Annotated in this window: 18 protein-coding genes and 1 pseudogene; 7 read left to right on the forward strand and 12 right to left on the reverse strand. The window is 68.0% G+C overall.

The window, feature by feature from the left end:
• Positions 1–33 precede the first annotated feature (33 nt).
• The 6 genes and pseudogenes from JF52_RS17965 to rplM all read right to left on the reverse strand — a co-directional run.
• Positions 34–408, reverse strand: a pseudogene (locus tag JF52_RS17965) (holo-ACP synthase); the annotation flags it as partial.
• Positions 389–1,240 carry an SGNH/GDSL hydrolase family protein gene (locus JF52_RS0103385; RefSeq protein WP_052166727.1) on the reverse strand — a complete coding sequence of 284 codons (852 nt, stop codon included), beginning with the start codon at positions 1,238–1,240 and terminating at the stop codon, positions 389–391. The gene JF52_RS0103385 and the pseudogene JF52_RS17965, both read right to left, overlap by 20 nt.
• On the reverse strand, positions 1,237–2,730 hold the full coding sequence (locus tag JF52_RS0103390) for a class I adenylate-forming enzyme family protein (RefSeq protein ID WP_033105040.1): 1,494 nt from the start codon (positions 2,728–2,730) through the stop codon (positions 1,237–1,239). The genes JF52_RS0103385 and JF52_RS0103390 overlap by 4 nt, the downstream gene beginning before the upstream one ends.
• Positions 2,731–3,093: 363 nt before the next feature.
• Positions 3,094–4,452, reverse strand: a complete 1,359-nt coding sequence (glmM, locus tag JF52_RS0103395) for a phosphoglucosamine mutase (RefSeq protein WP_033105041.1) — start codon at positions 4,450–4,452, stop codon at positions 3,094–3,096.
• Positions 4,453–4,466: 14 nt separating this feature from the next.
• A complete protein-coding gene (gene rpsI, locus JF52_RS0103400) occupies positions 4,467–4,952 on the reverse strand; it encodes a 30S ribosomal protein S9 (protein WP_033105042.1) in 486 nt (161 codons plus the stop codon).
• 29 nt (positions 4,953–4,981) lie between these two features.
• On the reverse strand, positions 4,982–5,428 hold the full coding sequence (rplM, locus tag JF52_RS0103405) for a 50S ribosomal protein L13 (RefSeq protein WP_033105043.1): 447 nt from the start codon (positions 5,426–5,428) through the stop codon (positions 4,982–4,984).
• 576 nt (positions 5,429–6,004) lie between these two features.
• Between rplM and JF52_RS0103410 the strand changes: the two genes are divergently transcribed.
• A complete protein-coding gene (locus tag JF52_RS0103410) occupies positions 6,005–7,003 on the forward strand; it encodes a hypothetical protein (RefSeq protein WP_033105044.1) in 999 nt (332 codons plus the stop codon).
• Between the two features lie 87 nt (positions 7,004–7,090).
• Here JF52_RS0103410 and JF52_RS0103415 read toward each other — a convergent pair whose 3' ends face one another.
• Positions 7,091–8,968 carry an acyltransferase family protein gene (locus tag JF52_RS0103415; protein WP_052166728.1) on the reverse strand — a complete coding sequence of 626 codons (1,878 nt, stop codon included), beginning with the start codon at positions 8,966–8,968 and terminating at the stop codon, positions 7,091–7,093.
• Between the two features lie 53 nt (positions 8,969–9,021).
• On the opposite strand from JF52_RS0103415, the gene truA reads away from it, so the two are divergent.
• On the forward strand, positions 9,022–9,873 hold the full coding sequence (gene truA / locus JF52_RS0103420; RefSeq protein ID WP_033105045.1) for a tRNA pseudouridine(38-40) synthase TruA: 852 nt from the start codon (positions 9,022–9,024) through the stop codon (positions 9,871–9,873).
• 43 nt (positions 9,874–9,916) lie between these two features.
• Positions 9,917–10,585, forward strand: a complete 669-nt coding sequence (locus JF52_RS0103425) for an endonuclease/exonuclease/phosphatase family protein (RefSeq protein ID WP_033105046.1) — start codon at positions 9,917–9,919, stop codon at positions 10,583–10,585.
• A 272-nt stretch (positions 10,586–10,857) separates the two neighbouring features.
• Here JF52_RS0103425 and JF52_RS0103430 read toward each other — a convergent pair whose 3' ends face one another.
• The 3 genes from JF52_RS0103430 to JF52_RS0103440 are packed head-to-tail and all read right to left on the reverse strand — an operon-like array spanning position 10,858 to position 13,525.
• Positions 10,858–11,535 (reverse strand): methionine ABC transporter permease, encoded by a 678-nt coding sequence (locus JF52_RS0103430; RefSeq protein WP_033105047.1) that lies wholly within the window; start codon positions 11,533–11,535, stop codon positions 10,858–10,860.
• A complete protein-coding gene (locus JF52_RS0103435) occupies positions 11,532–12,596 on the reverse strand; it encodes a methionine ABC transporter ATP-binding protein (protein ID WP_052166729.1) in 1,065 nt (354 codons plus the stop codon). The genes JF52_RS0103430 and JF52_RS0103435 overlap by 4 nt, the downstream gene beginning before the upstream one ends.
• On the reverse strand, positions 12,593–13,525 hold the full coding sequence (locus tag JF52_RS0103440) for a MetQ/NlpA family ABC transporter substrate-binding protein (RefSeq protein ID WP_033106259.1): 933 nt from the start codon (positions 13,523–13,525) through the stop codon (positions 12,593–12,595). Before JF52_RS0103440 ends, JF52_RS0103435 begins: the two co-directional genes overlap by 4 nt.
• A gap of 80 nt (positions 13,526–13,605) precedes the next feature.
• Between JF52_RS0103440 and JF52_RS0103445 the strand changes: the two genes are divergently transcribed.
• Together JF52_RS0103445 and JF52_RS0103450 are read left to right on the forward strand one after the other, a co-directional pair.
• Positions 13,606–14,919, forward strand: coding sequence for a M20/M25/M40 family metallo-hydrolase (locus JF52_RS0103445; protein ID WP_033105048.1), 1,314 nt, complete (start codon positions 13,606–13,608; stop codon positions 14,917–14,919).
• A 581-nt stretch (positions 14,920–15,500) separates the two neighbouring features.
• The gene (locus JF52_RS0103450) at positions 15,501–17,594 is read left to right on the forward strand and encodes a bifunctional lysylphosphatidylglycerol flippase/synthetase MprF (protein ID WP_033105049.1); all 2,094 of its coding nucleotides are present in this window, start codon (positions 15,501–15,503) and stop codon (positions 17,592–17,594) included.
• A 105-nt stretch (positions 17,595–17,699) separates the two neighbouring features.
• Here the strand turns inward: JF52_RS0103450 and JF52_RS0103455 are convergent, their stop codons facing one another.
• Positions 17,700–18,071, reverse strand: coding sequence for a winged helix-turn-helix transcriptional regulator (locus tag JF52_RS0103455; RefSeq protein WP_033105050.1), 372 nt, complete (start codon positions 18,069–18,071; stop codon positions 17,700–17,702).
• A 93-nt stretch (positions 18,072–18,164) separates the two neighbouring features.
• Here JF52_RS0103455 and JF52_RS0103460 point away from each other — a divergent pair, with 93 nt between their 5' ends.
• Positions 18,165–19,019, forward strand: a complete 855-nt coding sequence (locus JF52_RS0103460) for an SDR family oxidoreductase (RefSeq protein ID WP_033105051.1) — start codon at positions 18,165–18,167, stop codon at positions 19,017–19,019.
• A 100-nt stretch (positions 19,020–19,119) separates the two neighbouring features.
• On the opposite strand, the gene rraA is transcribed toward JF52_RS0103460, so the two are convergent.
• A complete protein-coding gene (gene rraA, locus JF52_RS0103465; RefSeq protein WP_033105052.1) occupies positions 19,120–19,587 on the reverse strand; it encodes a ribonuclease E activity regulator RraA in 468 nt (155 codons plus the stop codon).
• Positions 19,588–19,698: 111 nt separating this feature from the next.
• On the opposite strand from rraA, the gene JF52_RS0103470 reads away from it, so the two are divergent.
• Positions 19,699–19,908 (forward strand): heavy-metal-associated domain-containing protein, encoded by a 210-nt coding sequence (locus JF52_RS0103470; protein WP_033105053.1) that lies wholly within the window; start codon positions 19,699–19,701, stop codon positions 19,906–19,908.
• Positions 19,909–19,915 lie beyond the last annotated feature (7 nt).

A 19,915-nucleotide genomic window follows, 5' to 3' on the forward strand; every position in this document is an offset into this window, starting at 1 on the left:
CTCAGCACCGACGGCGTACGCGACGGCGATGGCCACGCCACCCGTGATCGCCGACGCACACGTGACGGCGGTGACGGTGCACTCGGCCGCACGCTGTGCGATCGGCCCGTACAGCTCCACGTCCCACCCGCGACCGCTCGGGTGCGCGCCGATTCCTCGCCACGGCACCGCATCCCCGACCCGGGCGATGCCGAGCGCCTTCCACACGGCCTCCTTCACGGCGAAGCGCTCGGCGAGTCCGGTACCGGTCTGCGGCGCGGCCTCCACGCGTTCACGCTCGGAGAACCACCGATGCGTGAATGCTGCACCGTATCGGTCGATGATGCGCGCGAAGCGCGCGACATCCACGAGATCGATCCCGATCCCGTGGACTCTCAGCTCACTCAACTCAGGAACGGACGTCGGCAATGACCCGGATCAATTCTGCCGCGGCGACCCTGCTGCCGAGTTCGCTCAGGTGGCCGGCATCCGAACTCAACGCGGCGTTCAGCACGTGATAGACCTCGCCATCCTGCGAGCGCACGGCAGGCTCGGTGGACATCGTCGACTCCACCGCAGCGATGTCGAAAAGACGCCCGCTGTCCACGTACTCCTCGCGTATCAGCGCGTTGTACTGCTCACGCACGCGGTTGTCCGCCGGCCCCATCCGATCGTCCGAGCCGAAGAATGCCTTGATGTTCGCGCCCCAGCTGCGGTCGGTCGTCAGCGGCACCGTGGCGTAGAGGAACGTGATGTCCGGATGGCGTGCCTCGAGATCTTCCATCAGGGTCGTGTACTCGTCGAACACGCTCGCAGCATCCGTCGACGAGGTGATGTCGGTGTAACAGAGTTTGACGATCGCGACCGAAGCCGCGTCTCCTGCCGGCCCGTCGACCAGGTCACGGAACGCCGTGAACTTGCCCAGCGGGTCGCCGTTGACCCCCACGAAGGCGTGCACGATCGAGGCGTCGGTCTGTGCTTCGCCCTCGTCCTGGACGATCTCCGGCGCCGTCCGCCCGGCGTCGGCGTACATGCCGGCGACGCCGTCGAGGATGTTCGCCCCCACAGACTGGTGACCGAACAGCACGGTCGTCTCGGTGAGCGCGTCCAGCTGCGTGGCCGCGAGTTCGGGCGCGGCGACGTTCGTCGTCGGCTTGGGCACCATCAGCCACACTCCTATCCCGGCGAGCACAACGAACGCCGCTGCTGAGATTCCCCAGCGCCATCGGCGCGTGACCGTCGTGCTGGCTGTCTCGCTCATGCCGGCACGCTCCGCCCGGATGCGATCTGGTGGAGTCGGTCGCGAACCTCGCGCTTGACGACCTTGCCGCTGCTGTTCAGCGGCAGCTGTGCAACGAACTCGATGAGTTCGGGCACCATGTGCTTCGGTAATCGCGCGCGGCAGTGCGCCAGCAGGCGCGCAGCATCCAGATCCGAATCGGGTCGCTTGACCACCGCCACCGCTACGGCTTCTCCGGCCACGGGATCCGGGACGCCGACAGCTGCGACCGAGATCACCTCGGTGAGCTCCATCACCGCGGTCTCGACATCCTGGCTCGCGATCCGGTGCCCCCACGACTTGATGAAGTCCTCGGCACGATCGACGACGTAGATGTAACCGTCGGCATCCACCGTCGCCAGGTCTCCGGTGCGGAGCACACCGCCGGGCATCTTCTCCGCCGTCCGCCGCTCGTCGAACAGATAGCCAGGAGAGATGTTCTCACCGGTCGCCCAGATCTCGCCGATCTGCCCTGGCATGGCATCGCGGCCGCTGCCGTCGACCACCCGCAGACTCACGCCGGGCACACCGCGCCCGATCGAGCCGGCATGACCGTCGAGCTCAGCTGGCGGGAGATACGACAGCCGGGCTGTCGCCTCGGTCTGTCCGTACATGACGAACAGGTTCGCGCGAGGGTGAGCCGCGCGGATCTCGTCGATGATGGCCGGCGACATCCGCCCGCCTGCCTGTTGGATGAGGCGCAGATCCGGAAGCGGCCGTGAGCCGAACGAGCTGTTGCGAATGAGCGCATGGAAGTTCGATGGCACTCCGGCGATGGCCGTGCAACGCTGTTCGGCGAGCCTGCCCACCACCGATTCGAGGTAGACGAACGACGGCTGATTGACAAGGCACGCGCCGGCTCGCAGGTGCGTGTGCAGCAGCGAGGCGCCGAAGACGTACGAGAAGGGCAGGACGACCAGCATCCGATCGTCACTCTTCAGGCCGACGTAGTCGAGGATCGACTCGGTGTTGGCCTGGATGTTGCGGTGCGTGATCCGCACCACCCGCGGCGCGGCGGTTGTTCCCGAGGTTAAGAGGTAGGCGGCGTCCTGGTCGAGCTCGACGTCGCAGATCTCGAACTGCGCGCCGGGCCACTCCAGCAGTGCACTCTCGACCAGCACGACGACATCGGCGGGCAGATCGTGCCTGCGGCCCTCGGCCCCGGAGAACATCACCGCTCGGCACCCGACCCATTGCAGGCGTGATCGGAACTCCTCCGGCGTAAGCGTCGCCGGCATCGGGACGCAGACGAGACCGGCCGACATGATCGCGAGGTATGCGGAGACCCAGAAGAAGCTGTTCGGACCGGCCAGCGCAACGGGAGCACCGGCCGGCAGATGCATATCGTGCAGCTGTGCGCCGAGCGTTGTGACGGCATCGCGCAGTTCGCGGTACGTGTAGGACTTCTCCGCATCAACGAATACCGACGCGGTGTCCTGCCCTGTACCCAGCAGATAACGAGCAGTGTTCATGGCTCCCCAACCAACCCGGCCCCCCAGTGAGCCGCTCACGACCAGATCATACGCGCAAGTACCAGCGTGCGTAAGCCCGAGGTGGCGCGACCGACGACGACACCCGCCGGGCGCGTGGCCCGACGGGTGTTGCAGCCTGCTGCGGCGCCGAGGTCAGCGCGTGGTGTGACGGCGGATGACCAGTGTCGCGTTGCCCGTTCCACGTGACCACCGGGTTGCGCGCCGGTGAACGGCCCGCCGCACGGTCATCCGCGCCCACGGCGAAGCTCCGAAGAAGAGTTTCGGGGCTTCCCGCTGATCTGAGGCCCCGAAACTCTTCTTCCCAGGCGCGACCTGCTTCAGGGACGCGCCCGAAAATACCGCTCAGAGCGCGAGGCGCTCCTTCACCACATCCGCGAGGCGCTGTGCGTAGGACTGAGCGGATTCAGCATCCGCCGCCTCGACCATCACACGAACGAGCTGCTCCGTGCCGGACTTGCGCAGCAGCACCCGTCCGGTGTCACCGAGTTCCGCCTCGACAGCGGCGACAGCATCCTGCACGCCCTCGTCGTCGGCGCAACGATCCTTGTCGACGTCTGGCACATTGATGAGCACCTGCGGGAAGACGGTCATGACGGATGCGAGCTCCGCGATCGTCTTCTTCTGGCGCGCCATCTCGGCGACCAGGTGCAGGCCGGTCAGCACGCCGTCGCCGGTCGTCGCGAACTCGCTCATGATCACGTGGCCGGACTGCTCGCCACCCAGCGCGTAGCCGCCGGCGTTCATGTCTTCGAGCACGTAGCGGTCGCCGACGCCGGTCTGGCGCACGGTGATGCCGTTCTCCTTCATCGCCTTGTGCAGGCCGAGGTTGCTCATGACCGTGGCGACGAGCGTGTTGTCGGTGAGGTGCCCTCGGTCCTTCATCGCCACCGCGAGGATGGCCATGATCTGGTCGCCGTCGATGATGTTGCCGTCGGCGTCCACTGCGAGGCAGCGGTCGGCATCGCCGTCGTGTGCGATCCCGATGTCTGCGCCGTGACGCACGACGGCCTCAGCGAGCTTGTCGAGATGCGTCGAGCCGACGCCGTCGTTGATGTTGGTGCCGTCGGGCTCTGCGCCCATGACGGTCACCTTCGCACCGGCGTCGTTGAACGTCTCGGGCGAGACACCGGATGCTGCGCCATTCGCGCAGTCGAGCACGACGTGGATGCCGTTGAGCTGATGCGGCAGCGAACCCAGCAGGTGCAGGGCGTAGCGGTCTTCCGCGTCGGAGAACCGCTCGATACGCCCGACGGAACCGCCGGTGGGCAGAAGCTTCTCCCCCGCCATGGCTGCTTCGATGCGCTGCTCGACCTCATCGGGAAGCTTCACACCGCCGCGGGCGAAGATCTTGATCCCGTTGTCGGGCGCCGGGTTGTGCGATGCGGACACCATGACGCCGAAGTCGGCATCGTGGTCGCCGACGAGGAACGCCAGGGCCGGGGTGGGGATGACGCCGGCGTCGAGGACGTCGACACCGGATGCTGCGAGGCCGGCAGAGACTGCGGCCACGAGGAATTCACCGGAGATGCGCGGGTCGCGGGCGACGACTGCTGACAGTCGCTTGCCCTCGGCTTTGCGCGCCTCTGCGGTGCGGCCCTGACCCAGGACGACAGCTGTCGCCTGGGCCAGGGTGAGCGCGAGGTCGGCGGTGAGGATGCCGTTGGCAAGTCCTCGCACGCCGTCCGTGCCGAAAAGCGGCATCCGGGCTCTCGTGCTTAACGCTTCGAGTACTGAGGCGCCTTGCGGGCCTTCTTCAGGCCAGCCTTCTTGCGCTCGATGACGCGAGCGTCACGAGAGAGGAAGCCGGCCTTCTTGAGGGTGGCGCGGTTGTTCTCCGCGTCGATGCCGTTCAGCGAACGGGCGATGCCGAGACGCAGTGCGCCGGCCTGGCCCGAGTCGCCGCCACCGGAGATGCGCGCGATGACGTCGTACGCACCCGTGAGGTTCAGCACCGTGAACGGGTCGGTGATCAGCTGCTGGTGCAGCTTGTTCGGGAAGTAGTCCTCGAGAGTACGGCCGTTGACCGTGATGACGCCCGAGCCGGGGACCAGACGCACACGGGCGATGGCCTGCTTGCGACGTCCGACGGCTGCGCCGGGAACGTTGAGAACCGGACGGGGAGCCGCCTCGGTCTCGACGGTCTCCGGGCTGGAGGTCGAGTAGTTCTGAGGGGTTTCGGTGGTGTCCTGAGTATCAGCCACGAGAATATCCTTAAGGGTCTTAGCGGCGCTTACTGGGCGACCTGGTCGAGGGTGTACGTCGTGGGCTGCTGCGCGGCGTGCGGGTGCTCTGCACCGACGTACACCTTGAGCTTGGTCAGCTGCTGACGACCGAGGCTGTTCTTGGGGAGCATGCCGCGGACGGCCTTCTCGACAGCGCGGATGGGGTTCTTCTCGAGGAGCTCCTCGTAGGAGACCTTCGTGAGACCGCCCGGGTAGCCCGAGTGGCGGTACGCCATCTTCTTCTGGAGCTTCTGACCCGTCATCGCGACCTTGTCGGCGTTGATGATGATGACGAAGTCACCCGAGTCGAGGTGGTTGGCGAAGGTGGCCTTGTGCTTGCCGCGCAGGAGCGCTGCGGCGTGCGAGGCGAGGCGACCGAGAACGACGTCGTTGGCGTCGATGACGACCCAGTCACGCTGGATCTGCCCGGCCTTCGGGGTGTATGTGCGCGTCACAATAGTGCTGCTTTCTTGTTCGAACGGAGGAGTTCGTGAATCCCACTCCGGGGTGGTTCTTCGCTATTGCTCGGAACACGCCAGTGGAGGGCTCACGTTCGCGGCACTCTGCAGTCGAGTACCAAAGGGATAGCCTACGGCATTGTCGTCGGAAATGGGAATCGTCGCGCGCGGCGCGGCTCGGCTGGCCGCGCTCGGCGGCCGGGAGGTGGCGCTTGGTGCCGCCTCCCACAACCGGACGCGACACCAACGACCACCTCCGCCCTCGACAGGCGGCTCCGGGCTCGGTAGACGGCTCCGGGACTCGGCGGACGGCCACCGCTCCCGGGAGGTGGCGCTTGGTGTCGCCTCCCACACCCGGACGCGGCACCAACGACCACCTCCGGGCTCGGCAGGCGGCTCCGGGCTCGGCTGGCGGGTGGGCGGGCGGGCGGGTGGGCGGGCGAGGCGGACGCCACCGGGCTCGCGGGCGAGGCGGGGGTGTGCCCTTCTCCACATTCGCCGCGCAATCTGGGTTGTCCACCGGTCGTGGGTTGCGGCATCCGGTGTGTCGTCGCTTCGAGGCAAAGTGTCCTCATGCCATTCGCCCCCAACCCGCTTCCCGACTCTCTCGGCGGCCAGTTCTCTGTCCGCGACGCGGCGAGTCAGGGTGCGACCCGCCGTCGTATGCGCGCGAACGACCTGGCCATCCCCTTCCGCGGCACACGCCGCACAGCGAAGTTCACCGGGCAGCGTGCCATCGAGGCAGCCGAGGACAAAGCCGCGTACTCAGAGTTCCGGCAGAAGCGGCAGGCGCACATCGACGACGCTCGGGTGTACAGCACGATCATGCCGCCGGACAGCTTCTTCTGCGCCGCCACGGCCGCAGTCGTCGGATACGCGCTGCCCGTTACGACTCCGACGGATCTTCAGGTCGCGGTCATCGCGCCGCAGCGCGCGCCGCGTGCGAAAGGCATCCGGGGCCGCAAAGTCGCTGCGCACCTCGCCACCGTCACCGAGATCTCCGGCCTTCGAATGACGACGCCGGCGAACACATGGGCGATGCTCGCACGCGAGCTGACGTTGCGCGAACTCGTCGAAAGCGGGGATGCCGTCGTGCGGGTGCCACGCGATGACTTCGGCCGGCAGCATCCGGAGCTCGCCCATGCGACGATCGCGGAGCTCGCCGCCGAGGTGTCCTGCGGACCAAGACCACCGTCGACGCCGAAGCTGCGCGCAGCGCTGGAGCTGATCTGCGTCGGCAGTTCTTCCGTGCTCGAGACCGACTTCCGACTCGACGCCGCAGCAGCCGGTCTTCCCAAACCGGTGCTCGACATGGAGATACGCGACCAGCGCGGACGGCTCTTGGGGATCTCGGAACTCGTCTACCCGCAGTATCGGATCGTCGTCGAGATCGAGGGCGACCACCACCGGACGTCGCGTCAACAATGGAACCGCGACCTCGACAAGTACAACGACTATGCCGAGGCCGGGTGGGACGTCGTTCGGGTCACGTCACTGCACATCAACGGATCCCATCCGGACGCCGTCCGTCGAGTTGCCGCCGCACTCGGCCGCCGGGGTTGGACGGACTGAAGCATGGCCTCTACTCCGCAGGTGGTTGCTCGGGCCGCTTCGCGCTCGCGTCGGCGGCACGAAGCGCCACCTGCCGAGCTCGGGGGCTCACTCGGGGAACGGCACCCGCGGGGCGCGGCCGGACGGGGCCTTCTCGAAGTCCTTCTCGGCGCGGATCCGGTCCTTGTCCACACGCTCAAGTGCCGCCTCCACCGAATCGGCGAACACGTCGCCGCCGGCCTCGCCGGGGTGGATGCCGTCACCGGCGAGCAGGTCGGTGCGGGGTGCGATGGCGCCCGACCAGTCCGCGACCCACACCGAGCGGTGACTGTCGGCGAAGGCTTCGAGATCAGCGTTCACGCCGGGGATCCAGTCGCGCGGCGCGTGCGCATTGACGAGGATCAGGTTGCGGTCCTTCCCCGCCGCCTGCGATATCTGCTCGAGCACGCCCCAGTCGACCGGACCGTTCGTGCCGAGCGCCATGACCACGTTCTCGCGAAGCTCTCCCCTCGAAGCCAGGTCATTGAGGATGTCCGGCCCCGCCCAGATCGAGCGCGAGACCGCGGCATCGACCGTGATCCCGGGGAACTGCTCGTACAGCGACGGAGCGGATGCGAGCATCACCGAGTCTCCGACCGCTGTGATCTCGGTGCCCTCCGGGATGTCGATCTGCTCCGGTTCTTCGTCGGATTCGTCGGGCGCTGCGTTCGCCGCATCCTTCATGGCCTGCTCCCCCGCCGCGATAGCCGCCGCGGCAGAAGTGACGGGAGGCGCGGTGACGATCGCCGCCGCCGTTCCACCCACGGCGACAGCGCCGACAGCCAGCGCGGTCGCTCCAGCCAGACGCGCCATCGGACGGCCCGTGATGCGCGAGCGCAAAGCTCGCCACGTACGCCGGAACCCGTACCGACGCAGCGGCTGTTCCACGAACCGGTACGACAGTGCCGCTGCCCCGACCGAGATCACGAGCGCGACAGCGCCGATCCATACCGGCACCCCGGCTTCCGGACCGGTCTTCTGCGTGGCGACCAGCGCCAGCACGAGCACCGGCCAATGCCACAGATAGATGCCGTACGAGCGCTCTCCGATCCAGCGCAGCGGCGCGACATCGAGACCGCGTCCGAGCCACGAATCCGGCCAGGTTCCGGCGAAGATCGTGAGCGCCGTCCCGACGTATGCGAGCACGAGCACTCCGGTGACGTCCGCATCCTCCGGCGACAGCGCGGCGATCATCACAGCGCCCAGCCCAACGAGCCCGAGGAGCAGCGATCCGACCTGCGCACCGCGCCGCAGCATCCATGCCTTTTGCGGCATGTTCACCGTCGCAAGCGCCAGCGCGATGCCGAGCAGCAGGCCGAACGCGTGCGAATCGGTGCCGAAGTACGCACGCGTGACGTCGCCGTCGGCGACCAGCGTCGCCATCCACCACACCGAGCCACCCGCGGCCAGCACCATCAGCGCCACGCGCGTCCACCGCCCTGGAACAAGCAGCACGAGCGGAAGCAGCAGCGGCCAGAGCACGTAGAACTGCTCTTCGACGGCGAGCGACCAGACGTTGCGGAACAGTTCGGGCGCCGTCGCCGCGAAGTAGTCGCTGCCATCGGCGACGGCGAGCCAGTTGTAGCTGAAGGTGGCGGCGCCCAGCACCTGCCGCCCGATGCCGACGAGCACGTCGCCGCCCAGCATCCACGCCGCCGTCGCGCACACCGTGATCACCACGGCGAGCGCCGGCAGCAGTCGGCGCGCGCGCCGCCGCCAGAAATCGATCAGTCGACGTGGCGATCCGAGCGGTCCGAGACGCGACGGACGCAGCAGCAGGGAGGTGATCAGGAAGCCGCTGATGACGAAGAACACGTCGACACCGACGAACCCCGAACGCACCGGCGATGACGGAAAGAGGTGGTACGCCAGCACGAGGATGACCGCCACCGCGCGCAGACCGTCCAGTCCCGCGAAACGTCGAGGAGCAGAGTGAAGGAGCGTCATGATGAGGAGGCGTTTCGGCTCGCGGTCGAAGGTTCCAGTCTAAGCTGGCCATCGTGCGAATACGGCTTGACATCGCCTATGACGGCACCCAGTTCCGCGGGTGGGCGAAGCAACCAGGGTTGCGCACCGTGCAGGGCACTTTGGAGGCCGCACTCGCGCGCATCGTCGGCTCCGACGTGCAGTTCGTCGTCGCCGGGCGAACGGATGCCGGGGTGCATGCCGCCGACCAGGTCGCGCACGTCGACCTCGATGACGAGCAGTGGTCGCGCATCGTCACCCGGCATGGGCGCAGCGCGCACGACCCGGCGGGCTCGATCGCCGGACGCATTCGCGGCGTGCTCGGCGCCTACTCCGACGTCACCGTGCATCGTTCATCGACCGCACCCGAGGGGTTCGACGCGCGCTTCTCCGCCGTCTGGCGCCGGTACCGCTACCGGCTCGCAGATGAGGTCGCCGGCTATGATCCGGCCAGGCGGCTCGACACCACCAGCATCCGCGGTGAGCTCGACACCCTGGCGATGGATGCCGCGGCGCAGACCCTGATCGGCCTGCATGACTTCGCCGCCTACTGCAAACCCCGCGAGGGGGCGACGACGATCCGCACGCTCCTCGATTATCGGTGGCATCGCGACGCAGACGGCGTGCTGATCGCCGAGGTGAAGGCCGACGCGTTCTGTCACAGCATGGTGCGGGCGCTCGTCGGAGCGTGCGTTGCCGTCGGAGAGCAGCGCCTCGACGTCAGTGATCTCGTCGTGCTGCGCGACGCGCTCGAGCGCACGAGCGAGTTCAAGGTGCTCGCGGCACGCGGTCTCACGCTGACCGAGGTTGGCTACCCCGCCGACGACCTGCTCGCCGTGCGTGCCGAGCAGACTCGGGCACGGCGCGACAGCGAGAACTCAGGCTGATCCGATACCCCGAGCGCAGGCGAACGCAGTAGCGTTGGCGGTGATGAAGGTGATCTCTTACAACCTGCGCAAGCATCGTGCGGCGACCGAACTCGCGGAGCTCATCGCCCAGCACGAGCCTGACATCCTGTGCCTGCAGGAGTGCGACGTCGAGGCGCTTCCCGACGAGATCGGCGGGCTCGCGTTGGCGGACGCCACCCAGGGCAACCGCCTCGGTCTGGCCCTCTACTACCGCAAGAACACGTTCCGCCTGCTGGCGATGCGCACGTTCGGGTTGAAGAAGTCGCTGCACGACCGCGTGCTGAAGCCCGCCCATGAACGCGTGCTGGGCGCTCGGTTGCAGGACATCGACAACGGTCGCGAGCTGATCGTGGCATCCTTCCATGCGGCTCCGCTCACGGCGCTGAACTCGCTGCGACGCAACCAGATCCGCGCCGCGCTCACCGAGCTCGAGTCGATGGGACGCGGAATCCCTGTGCTCATGGTCGGCGACTACAACTACCCCGTGTTCAAGGAGAACCTCGGCCAGACGGTCCGCGACCACGGGTACACGCTCACACTCAGCGACGACCGCACCTACACCCGCTACCGCGTGTTCAAGGGGCACTACGACTTCGCGACGTCGGACGGCTTCGCGATCGACAGCATCCAGACCCTGCCGCAGCGATCCAGCGACCACCGCCCGATCCTGATCACGGCTGCGGTCGACTAGCGTCGGGATGGCCGGGCTGCGGTCGCGAGTGCCCCGGCCGTGGGGCCCCCGCGGGCCCGCAGGACGTGTCGCTTTGTGCCGCATCCAGAGCCGCCAAGCGACTCAAAGAGCCACCTCCTGGGAGGGTCCCCCAAGCGAGGTGGCGCATAGTGCCGCATCCAGCGCCGCGAAGCGGCCATAGGCGCCACCTCGCCGCACCTCGCCGCACCTCGCCGCAACAGCTCGCCGCCCCGCGCCGCAACCCGCCCCCGCACCCGCAGGGCTACCCGTCCCTACCGCCGCAGCACGCGCTGCGCGAGCCAGTTGCCGAAGATCTGCCCCACCTGCACGATCACGATGATGATCGCGACGGTGACCCAGGTCGCCTGCTGGTCGAACTGGTTGTAGCCGTAGATGATCGCGAAGTTCCCGAGTCCGCCGCCGCCGATGTAACCGGCCATGGCCGACATGTCGACCACCGCGATGAACATGAACGTGTACCCGAGGATCAGTGGCGCGAGCGCCTCGGGGATCACGACGCCGAACAGGATCGACAGCCGCTTCGCGCCGATCGCGAGTGCAGCCTCGACGACACCAGGATCGACGGCGACGAGGTTCTGCTCGACCACGCGCCCGATCACGACCGCGGCCATGATCGTCATCGGCACGATCGCGGCTTCGGTGCCGAGCGTCGTCCCGGCGACGAGCTTCGTCACGGGCCCGACGGCGGTGAGGAAGATGATGAACGGGATCGGCCGGATGACGTTGATCACCAGGTTCATCACGTTGAAGACGACCCTGTTGCCGAACAGATTCCCCGGCCGTGTGGCATAGAGCACCGCGCCGATCAGCAGCCCCGCGACGCCGCCGATCACGAGCGTGACGGCGACCATGTAGACGGTCTCCTGGATCGACTGCAGCAGTACCGGCGTCAGCGAATCCCAGTTCGCGAGCGGATGGATGCCGGTCATGAGACGTCTTCCGATCCGGATGCCGCAACCGTGGCGCCGGAACCGCGCAGCACCGCCACCTTCGTGCGCACCGCCAACTCCCCGACGGCTTCGGCGACAGCATCCGCCCCCGCCTGCAGACGGTACGTGAGGGTGCCGAGCTGGCGACCACGGATGTCCGTGACCCCGCCGAACACGACCGCGCGGCGCACGCCGTGCTTCTCGAACACCTCGTCGATGTCCTCGCTCGTGAACTCGTTGACGTCGACGCTCACGAGCGTCCCGCCGCCGACGAGCAGCGAGTCCAGGGTGTCGCCGGACGGAACGCCCTGCGTGACGGCGGCGACGAACCGCTCAGTGAGCTCCGCACGCGGATGCGCGAACACGCGATACGTGTCACCGCTGTCGACCACGCGCCCGCCGTCCATCACGACGACCTGATCGCACAGCTCGTGCACGACCGAGATCTGGTGGGTGATGACGACGATCGTGATGCCGAGGCGACGGTTGATCTCCTTCAACAGCGCCAGCACCTCGCCGGTGGTCTGCGGGTCGAGAGCGCTGGTGGCCTCATCCGCGAGCAGCAGTTCGGGGTTCGCGGCGATCGCGCGGGCGATGCCGACGCGCTGCTTCTGCCCACCCGAGAGTGCTCGAGGATAGCGCGAAGCCTTGTCGCCGATGCCGACGAAGTCGAGCAGTTCGGCGACACGAGGCTCGATGTCCGCACGCTTCCAGCCGGCGACCTTCAACGGGTACGCGACGTTGCCGCGCACCGTGCGGGAGTTGAAGAGGTTGAACTGCTGGAAGATCATGCCGATACGTGCGCGCAGGCCCCGCAGCTCGGTCTCAGACGCCTTTCCGACATCGACGCCGAGCACGTTCACGCTGCCACCGGTGGGCTTCTCCAGCCCGTTGATCAGGCGTACGAGCGTCGACTTTCCCGCCCCCGAGTATCCGATGACGCCGACGATCGAGCCCCGCTCGACGTCGAGGTCGACCTCTTCCAGGGCATCGACGACGGGCCCCCGCCGCGTTCCGGGGAACGCTTTGGAGACCCGATCGAACGAGATGATTCCGGTCACTGCTGTGCGCGCAACTTGTCTTCGAGGCCGGTGAGCTCCTTCTGGAGGTCGGCGGCGGTCCAGTCGCCCTTGAACTGCAGGTTGCCCTGGTTCAGCTCGGTGACGGCCTTTTCGACCTCGGGCGAGCGGTACGCCTCGATGAGCTTCTCCCAGCGCGGGTCGTCCTTGTTCTCGTCCTTCACGACGAACGCGTTGATGTACGGCGCGAGTTCGGGGTTGTCGAGGTCTTCCTTGAAGATGATCAGGTCGTCGCCGAGCCCGCCCTTCTGGGCCTGCGTGTTGTTGACGATCGCGGCCTGGGCGCTGCCGTCCTTGAGCGCGGTGACCGTCTGGTTCGAGTCGACCGGAAGGATCTTGATCGTGCTCGAGGTGATGTCGGCCTCGGTCGAGAAGGCGTCGCCGCCGTCCTTGAGCTCGAGCAGGCCGGCGCGCTGCAGGTTCAGCAGGGCGCGAGCGAGGTTCGTGGGGTTGTTCGGCAGCGCAACGGTCGCGCCATCCGGGATGTCCTCGACGCTCTTGTACTGCTCGGAGTACAGCGCCAGCGGATACACGGCCGTCGCGCCGATGGGCACGAGAGTGCCGCCGCTGTTCACGTTGAAGTCGGAGAGGAAGATGAGGTGCTGGAACAGGTTCACGTCGAGCTCGCCGTCCTGCACGCCCTGGTTCAGCTGCACGGCGTCGGTGATGGTGCGCACCTCGAGCTCGACGCCCTCTTCTGCCAGCTTGTCCTTGAGGATCGTCCAGTGCGCTTCGGTGCCGTCATCCGCACCCAGCACGATCTTCGTCTCGTCGGCCGCTCCCCCATCGGCAGTGTCGCTGCCTCCAGTGCCGCCACCACCCGCGCACGCTGCCATCGACAGGGTCAGCGCGCCGGCTGCCAGCACGCCGATAGCGGAAAGGATCTTGTTCTTCGCACGGGAGTTGTTCACGGGAATGAGTGAATCACGCACCTGGCGCATCACCGATTCGGACGGTAACGGCGCGTAACGCGCGGCCATACCCTGGACACGTGACCCGAACCCTTCTGGAGGACGAGGCGCTCGGCTTCGTCCGCGACCTCATCCGCATCGACAGCATCAACACCGGCGACCTGGCGACGATCGGCGACGGCGAGACGCGCGCGGCACGGTTCGTGCAGTCGCAGCTGGAAGAGTTGGGCATCGAGACGACATTCGTCGAGCCCGTTCCCGGTCGCGGGAGCGTGGTCGCCCGCCTTCGCGGGACGGATCCGGATGCCGGCGCGCTGATCGTGCACGCGCACCTCGATGTGGTGCCGGTGGATGCTGCGGACTGGACCCACCCGCCGTTCGGCGCCGAGATCGCAGACGGCCTGCTCTACGGCCGCGGCGCCGTCGACATGAAGAACTATGCGGGAGTGATCCTGGCGGTGGCGCGGCACTTCGCGCGTTCCGGCATCCGTCCCAGGCGCGATCTGATCTTCGCCTTCCTGGCCGACGAGGAGAGCGGCGGCGTGTGGGGCGCGTCGTGGCTCGTCGACAACCGGCCAGAGCTGTTCGCCGGCGCGACGGAGGCGATCAGCGAGGTCGGCGGATTCTCGGTGCCCCTCGTCGAGGGACGTCGCGCGTATCTGCTCGCGACGGCCGAGAAGGGCGTCGGCGGGCTGAGGCTGACCGCGCGCGGCGAGGCGGGGCATGCGTCGCGGCCACTGCCGGGCGACCCGGTGCCGCAGCTCGCCGGCGCGGTCGCCCGGATCGGTGCGCACCGGTTCCCCGTCGTGCGCACTCCGGCGCTGGCGCGTTTCCTCGAGGTGTTCGGGGCGGCACGAGGCGTCACGTTCACAGACCAGAATCTGGATGCCGAGCTGGAGGATCTCGGATTCGTCGGGCGAGTGATCGCCGCCGCAGCGCGCAACACCGCGGCGCCGACCGTGCTGCGCGCGGGAGACAAAAGCAACATCATCCCCGGCAGCGCCGAGGCGATCGTCGACTACCGGGCGCTGCCCGGCGGCGAGGACGACCTGCTCACCGAGGTCGCACGTCTGGCCGGAGAGACCGTCGAGGTCGAGAACCTGCGGTCGATGCATCCGATCGCGTCGCCCATCGACGGGCCGTTCATCGACACGATCTCGGCGGCGCTCACGGCCGAGGATCCTGACGGAGTCGTGGTGCCCTATCTGCTGCCGGCATCCACCGACAACAAGCACTTCGCGCGTCTCGGCGTACACGGGTACGGATTCGTGCCGCTGCGCGTGCCGGATGATTTCGACGTCTACGGCCAGTTCCACTCGGCCGACGAGTGCGTGCCGGTGGAGAGCCTGTACTTCAGCGCCCGCGTGACGGCGGGGATCCTCGAGGCGGCGTAGGCGGGGTGGCGCCCCTCCGCCCGCCCGCCGCGTGTCGCCGCCCGGTGTCGCCGCGCCGGGTGTCGCCGCGCCGGGTGTCGCTTCGTGCCGCTTCCCGCACCCCCACGCGGCACTAAGCACCACCTCCCGCGCGGGCACCCCGCCGACGAGCCCCTCCCACCCGCGCCAGGTGTCGCTCCGTGCCGCTTCCCGCACCCGCACGCGGCACCAAGCGCCACCTCCCGCGCGGTACCGAGCACCACCACCTCCCGCGCGGGCACCCCGCCAACTGACCCTCCCACCCGCGAGGTGTCGCTTCGCCCGCGCGCGGAGGTGTCGCTTCCTGCCGCTTCCCGCACCCGTACGCGGCACCAAGCGCCACCCCCCGCGCGGGCACCCCGCCGACTGGACCCTGCCACCCGCGCCGGGTGTCGCTCCGTGCCGCTTCCCGCACCCCCACGCGGCACCAAGCGCCACCTCCCGCGCGGCACCGAGCGCCGCCCCGACGCGGCACCAAGCGCCACCTCCCGCGCGGGCACCAAGACAGCACGCGAACCCCGACACCATTGCCCCACACCTCGACGCGTCGATACGTTGAAGGCATGAGCACAGCCGAGGCAACGGAATCCCGCTCGAAATCCTCCGCGATCCTCGGCGTCGCCCGACGGATCCCGGCGACGCTCGCATTCATCGCGGTGATCCTCGTCGTCGGCATCGTGGGGCAGGGGCTGTGGCGACCGCTCGCCGGCACCGACCTGTTCGACGCCGTCGCCTACGGACTGCCAGCGCTCGAGCAGGGCCGGTGGTGGACGCCGATCACCGGCACGTTCTTCGTGATCCAGCCGTGGGTGTACATCCCGACCATCCTCGGCTTCTGGGGCATGGCGTACCTCGAGCATCGCCGCGGCTGGCGGGTCGCACTGCTCTACTACTGGTTCGGGCAGCTGTTCGCGATCTTCGGATCCGCTCTGCTGCTAACCGGCGGGCGCGCGCTGCCGTGGCCGTGGGCGCAGCAACTGGCGCAGACGCTCGACGTCGGCGCGTCCGGCGGCACCATGGCCTGCATCGCCGCGGCGATCGGGCTCTTCGCCGCGCCGTGGCGGCAACGGGCGTGGTTCGTCGTGCTCGGCTTCGCGGCGATCAGCCTGCTCTACCTCGGCAGCCTCGCTGACGTGGAGCACGCACTCGCCATCCTGCTCGTGCTGTCGGTCGACCGATCTCTCCGTGTGCAGCGCACCACAGTGCACGAGCAGCGGATGCTCGCGGTGAGCATCGTCGTCGCCCTCGGCGTGGTCCAGCTCATCGTGATGCTGATTCCGACGAACGGCCCGTTCGGGGAGACCGACCTCTGGCTCGAGACCGCGCTGCCTGACGTGCTGTTCGACACCGCCGTGATCCTCGTGATCGCGGCGGGGCTGTGGCGCGGGCGTCGCTGGGCGTGGATCATCGCGATCATCCTTGCGGCGATCAACATCATCATCGGGTTGCTCGCCGTGCTGGTGCGCGTCGCGGTCGTGCTGTCGATCGAGGAGGATGCCGCCGGCTCTGTGCAGGGTGACCTCGACGTCACAGCATCCGCCGGAGTGCTCTGGCTGGCGTATCTGATCTTCCTCATCGTCACCCGCGCGGCATTCCGCGTGTGGCGCCGAGCACGCAGTCTCGGCGGGACTCCGGTGAGCGTCGACGAGGTGAAGCAGATCATCAAGAAGGACGGCGGCGGGACGCTGTCGTGGATGACCACGTGGGACAACATGGAGTACCTGCGCACGTCTTCGGGCGGGATCGTGCCGTTCCAGCTGCGCTCCGGCGCGGCGATCGCACTCGCCGACCCGCTCGGACCACCGGAAGGGCACGCCGACTCCGTGCGCGAGTTCATCGCGGCGGCCGAGGAGCACGCCGTCACACCGTGCTTCTTCAGCGCATCCGCGCGCACACGCGAGCATCTTCCCGAGGGGTGGCAGGCGCTCACCGTCGCGGATGACACCATCATCGACCTCGCCGGGCTCACCTTCCAGGGCAAGGCGTGGGCGCGCGTGCGCCAGTCGTTCAGCCGGGCCGAGCGCGAGGGGATGACGTTCCGTCTGACCAGGCTCGCCGAGGTCAGCTGGGGCACCCGCCAGCAGCTGAAGGCGATCTCTGAGTCCTGGGTCGGCGACAAGGGCCTGCCCGAGATGCGCTTCACCCTCGGAACACTGCACGAGGCCGAGGACCCCGAGGTGCGCCTCGCCCTCGCGATCTCTCCGGAGGGCGACGTCGACGGGCTCCTCAGCTGGCTTCCGGTGTACGGCGCGGGCGGACGCATCGACGGATGGACGCTCGACCTGATGCGCAGGCGCGACGGCGGCTTCGGCGCGGTGATGGAGTTCCTGATCGGTTCATCCGCGAAGGCGTTCTCCGAGGAGGGCGCCGAGATCCTGTCTCTCTCCGGCGCACCGCTCGCGCACGAATCGCCGGTGGACGAGGGCGGGATCGCATCGCTGCTGTCGAGGATGGGCGGGATGCTGGAGCCGGTCTACGGATTCCGCTCGCTGCACCAGTTCAAGAAGAAGTTCAATCCCCGCTACGAGCCGATCTATCTGCTGTACCGCGACGAAGGCGACCTCGCGCGCATCGGCGGAGGACTGACCAGGGCGTTCCTGCCCGATGCGACGCTGCGTCAGTTCACGGCCGCCGGAGTCGATCTGATCCGCAACTGAGGCGGCCGGCTCGGTTCAGGTCGCACTTTTGGTCGTTCTGAGCGCCGCATACCGACGAAAACTGCGACGTGAACATGGTGAGGCGACGCGGCGGGCGGGCGCGGCTCAGGCGCCGTCGCGTCCCAGCATCCGGTCGGAGTTGTCGGCGACCCACGCGACAAGCGGGAGCATGCGCTCCATGAGGTCGACCCCGAGCGGGGCCAGACTGTACTCGACGTGCGGAGGCACCGACGGAAAGGCCTCCCGATGCACGAGCCCGTCGCTCGCGAGGGTGCGGAGGGTCGAGGCGAGCATCTTCTCGCTGATGCCGTCGACCTCGCGGCGCAGCTCTCCCCAGCGGCGGGTGCCGTCGGACAGACTCGACAGCACGAGCACCCCCCACTTGCTCATCACATGATCGAGGACGACCCGGGTGCTGCAGCCGTCTTCGAAGACGTTGGGAATCGTCTCCTTTATCTGCGCAAAACTAACCGTCATGTGGGTACCTTACTTCAAAGTGGGTACCCTCGGATCGGAATGTCATGAGCCGTGACGGGTTGTCATCGGAGACCGCTCCTCGAAAGGATCCTCATGACCATTCTCATCACCGGTGCCACCGGACAGCTCGGCCGCCTCACGATCGACAGTCTGCTCGCACGCGGCGCCGACCCGCAGACGATCGTCGCCGGTGCCCGTGACGTCTCGAAGGCCGCGGATCTCGCTGATCGCGGCATCCGTGTCGTGGCCTTGGACTACGACGACGCAGCATCCGTCACCGCGGCGCTCGACGGCGTCGACTCGGTGCTGCTCATCTCCGGCTCGGAGGTCGGCAGGCGCACGCCGCAGCACAAGGCCGTCATCGACGCAGCCAAGGCGGCCGGCGTCAGCAAGCTCGTCTACACGAGTGCGCCCAAGGCGACCACGAGCGACCTGATCCTCGCGCCGGAGCACAAGGCGACCGAGGAGCTGATCGCCGCATCCGGCGTCCCCGCCGTGATTCTGCGCAACAACTGGTACACCGAGAACTATCTCGGCACCCTCGCCCAGGCCGCCGAGTCCGGCGTGCTCGCGGCGAGCGCGGGAGACGGCAAGGTCGCCTCGGCAAGCCGGCGCGACTTCGCGGATGCCGCGGCCGCCGTGCTGCTCGAAGACGGCCACATCGGCGAGGTGTACGAGCTCGCCGGCGACGTCGCGTGGGACTTCGCCGAGCTCGCCGCCGCGATCGCAGAGGTCGTCGGCCGTCCGGTCGAGTACAGGGCTCTGTCCACCGAGGAGCACGCGGCACTTCTCGCCGCGGCCGGCCTCGATGAGGGCACGATCGGCTTCGTGACGACTCTGGATGCTGACATCCGAGGCGGCGCGCTCGCCCACACCGACGGCACGCTCGCGCGCCTCATCGGGCATCCGACGACTCCGCTCGTCGAGGGGCTGCGCGCGGCCGCCTGAGGCGCCCAGCCTCACCACCCCCGTTCAGGTCGCACTTTCTGCCGTTATCCGCGTGCTATTCCGGCAGATACTGCGACCTGAACGCGCGGTCAGCGGCGCGTCAGCGCTCGACCAGGATGCCGTCTTCGTCGCTGTAGAGGTGAGCTCCCACCCGGAACAGCACTCCCCCGAACGACACGTCGATGTCGACCTCGCCGGCGCCGAGCTTCGCGCTCTTGCGCGGATTGGTGCCGAGAGCCTTCACGCCGAGATCCAAGCCGTTGATCGCGACGCTGTCGCGGATCGCGCCGTTGATGACGACGCCGGCCCAGCCGTTCTCCACCGCGGATGCTGCGATCAGGTCGCCCATCAGCGCGGTGTTCAGCGAGCCGAGCCCGTTGACCACGAGCACCGCCCCGTCGCCGGGGGTCGCGAGCATCGCCTTCACGAGCGCGTTGTCCTCATGGCAGCGGATCGTGCGGATCGGACCGTCGAATGCGGCTCTGCGACCGAAGCTGCGCAGCTGCAGCGGGAGCGACTGGAGCGCTTCTCCGAACTCGTCATACAGGTCTGCGGTGGCTTTGGTCATGGCGTCATTGTGGCATGTCGGCGCTTCTTTCAAGGTCGGTGGAATACCCCCTGGGGGTACGCTGTTATGGTTGTGGAACGCCGGCGAACGGCATCCGATCGAAGGGAACAGATGAACACCACCGAGTACAAGGTCACCGGAATGACGTGCGGTCACTGCGAGATGTCCGTGCGCGAAGAGGTCAGCCAGATCGCGGGAGTCGAGGACATCCAGGTCAGCGCGCAGAGCGGCACGCTCGTCGTCACCACCACCGAGACGCTCGACGACGCCGAGGTGCTCGCCGCCGTCGGCGAAGCGGGCTACTCAGCCGTCCGCGCCTGAACGCCTG

Origin of the sequence: Microbacterium profundi, from assembly GCF_000763375.1 — a bacterium.
Classification (GTDB): Bacteria; Actinomycetota; Actinomycetes; order Actinomycetales; family Microbacteriaceae; genus Microbacterium; species Microbacterium profundi.

Excerpts from the sequence above, each read along its gene's own strand:
- JF52_RS0103455 (WP_033105050.1), bottom strand. The coding sequence starts at position 18,071 with ATGACGGTTAGTTTTGCGCAGATAAAGGAGACGATTCCCAACGTCTTC.
- glmM (WP_033105041.1), bottom strand. The coding sequence starts at position 4,452 with ATGCCGCTTTTCGGCACGGACGGCGTGCGAGGACTTGCCAACGGCATC.
- JF52_RS0103390 (WP_033105040.1), bottom strand. The coding sequence starts at position 2,730 with ATGAACACTGCTCGTTATCTGCTGGGTACAGGGCAGGACACCGCGTCG.
- rraA (WP_033105052.1), bottom strand. The coding sequence starts at position 19,587 with ATGACCAAAGCCACCGCAGACCTGTATGACGAGTTCGGAGAAGCGCTC.
- JF52_RS0103430 (WP_033105047.1), bottom strand. The coding sequence starts at position 11,535 with ATGACCGGCATCCATCCGCTCGCGAACTGGGATTCGCTGACGCCGGTA.
- JF52_RS0103425 (WP_033105046.1), top strand. The coding sequence starts at position 9,917 with ATGAAGGTGATCTCTTACAACCTGCGCAAGCATCGTGCGGCGACCGAA.
- JF52_RS0103410 (WP_033105044.1), top strand. The coding sequence starts at position 6,005 with ATGCCATTCGCCCCCAACCCGCTTCCCGACTCTCTCGGCGGCCAGTTC.
- JF52_RS0103415 (WP_052166728.1), bottom strand. The coding sequence starts at position 8,968 with ATGACGCTCCTTCACTCTGCTCCTCGACGTTTCGCGGGACTGGACGGT.
- JF52_RS0103470 (WP_033105053.1), top strand. The coding sequence starts at position 19,699 with ATGAACACCACCGAGTACAAGGTCACCGGAATGACGTGCGGTCACTGC.
- JF52_RS0103450 (WP_033105049.1), top strand. The coding sequence starts at position 15,501 with ATGAGCACAGCCGAGGCAACGGAATCCCGCTCGAAATCCTCCGCGATC.
- JF52_RS0103385 (WP_052166727.1), bottom strand. The coding sequence starts at position 1,240 with ATGAGCGAGACAGCCAGCACGACGGTCACGCGCCGATGGCGCTGGGGA.
- JF52_RS0103460 (WP_033105051.1), top strand. The coding sequence starts at position 18,165 with ATGACCATTCTCATCACCGGTGCCACCGGACAGCTCGGCCGCCTCACG.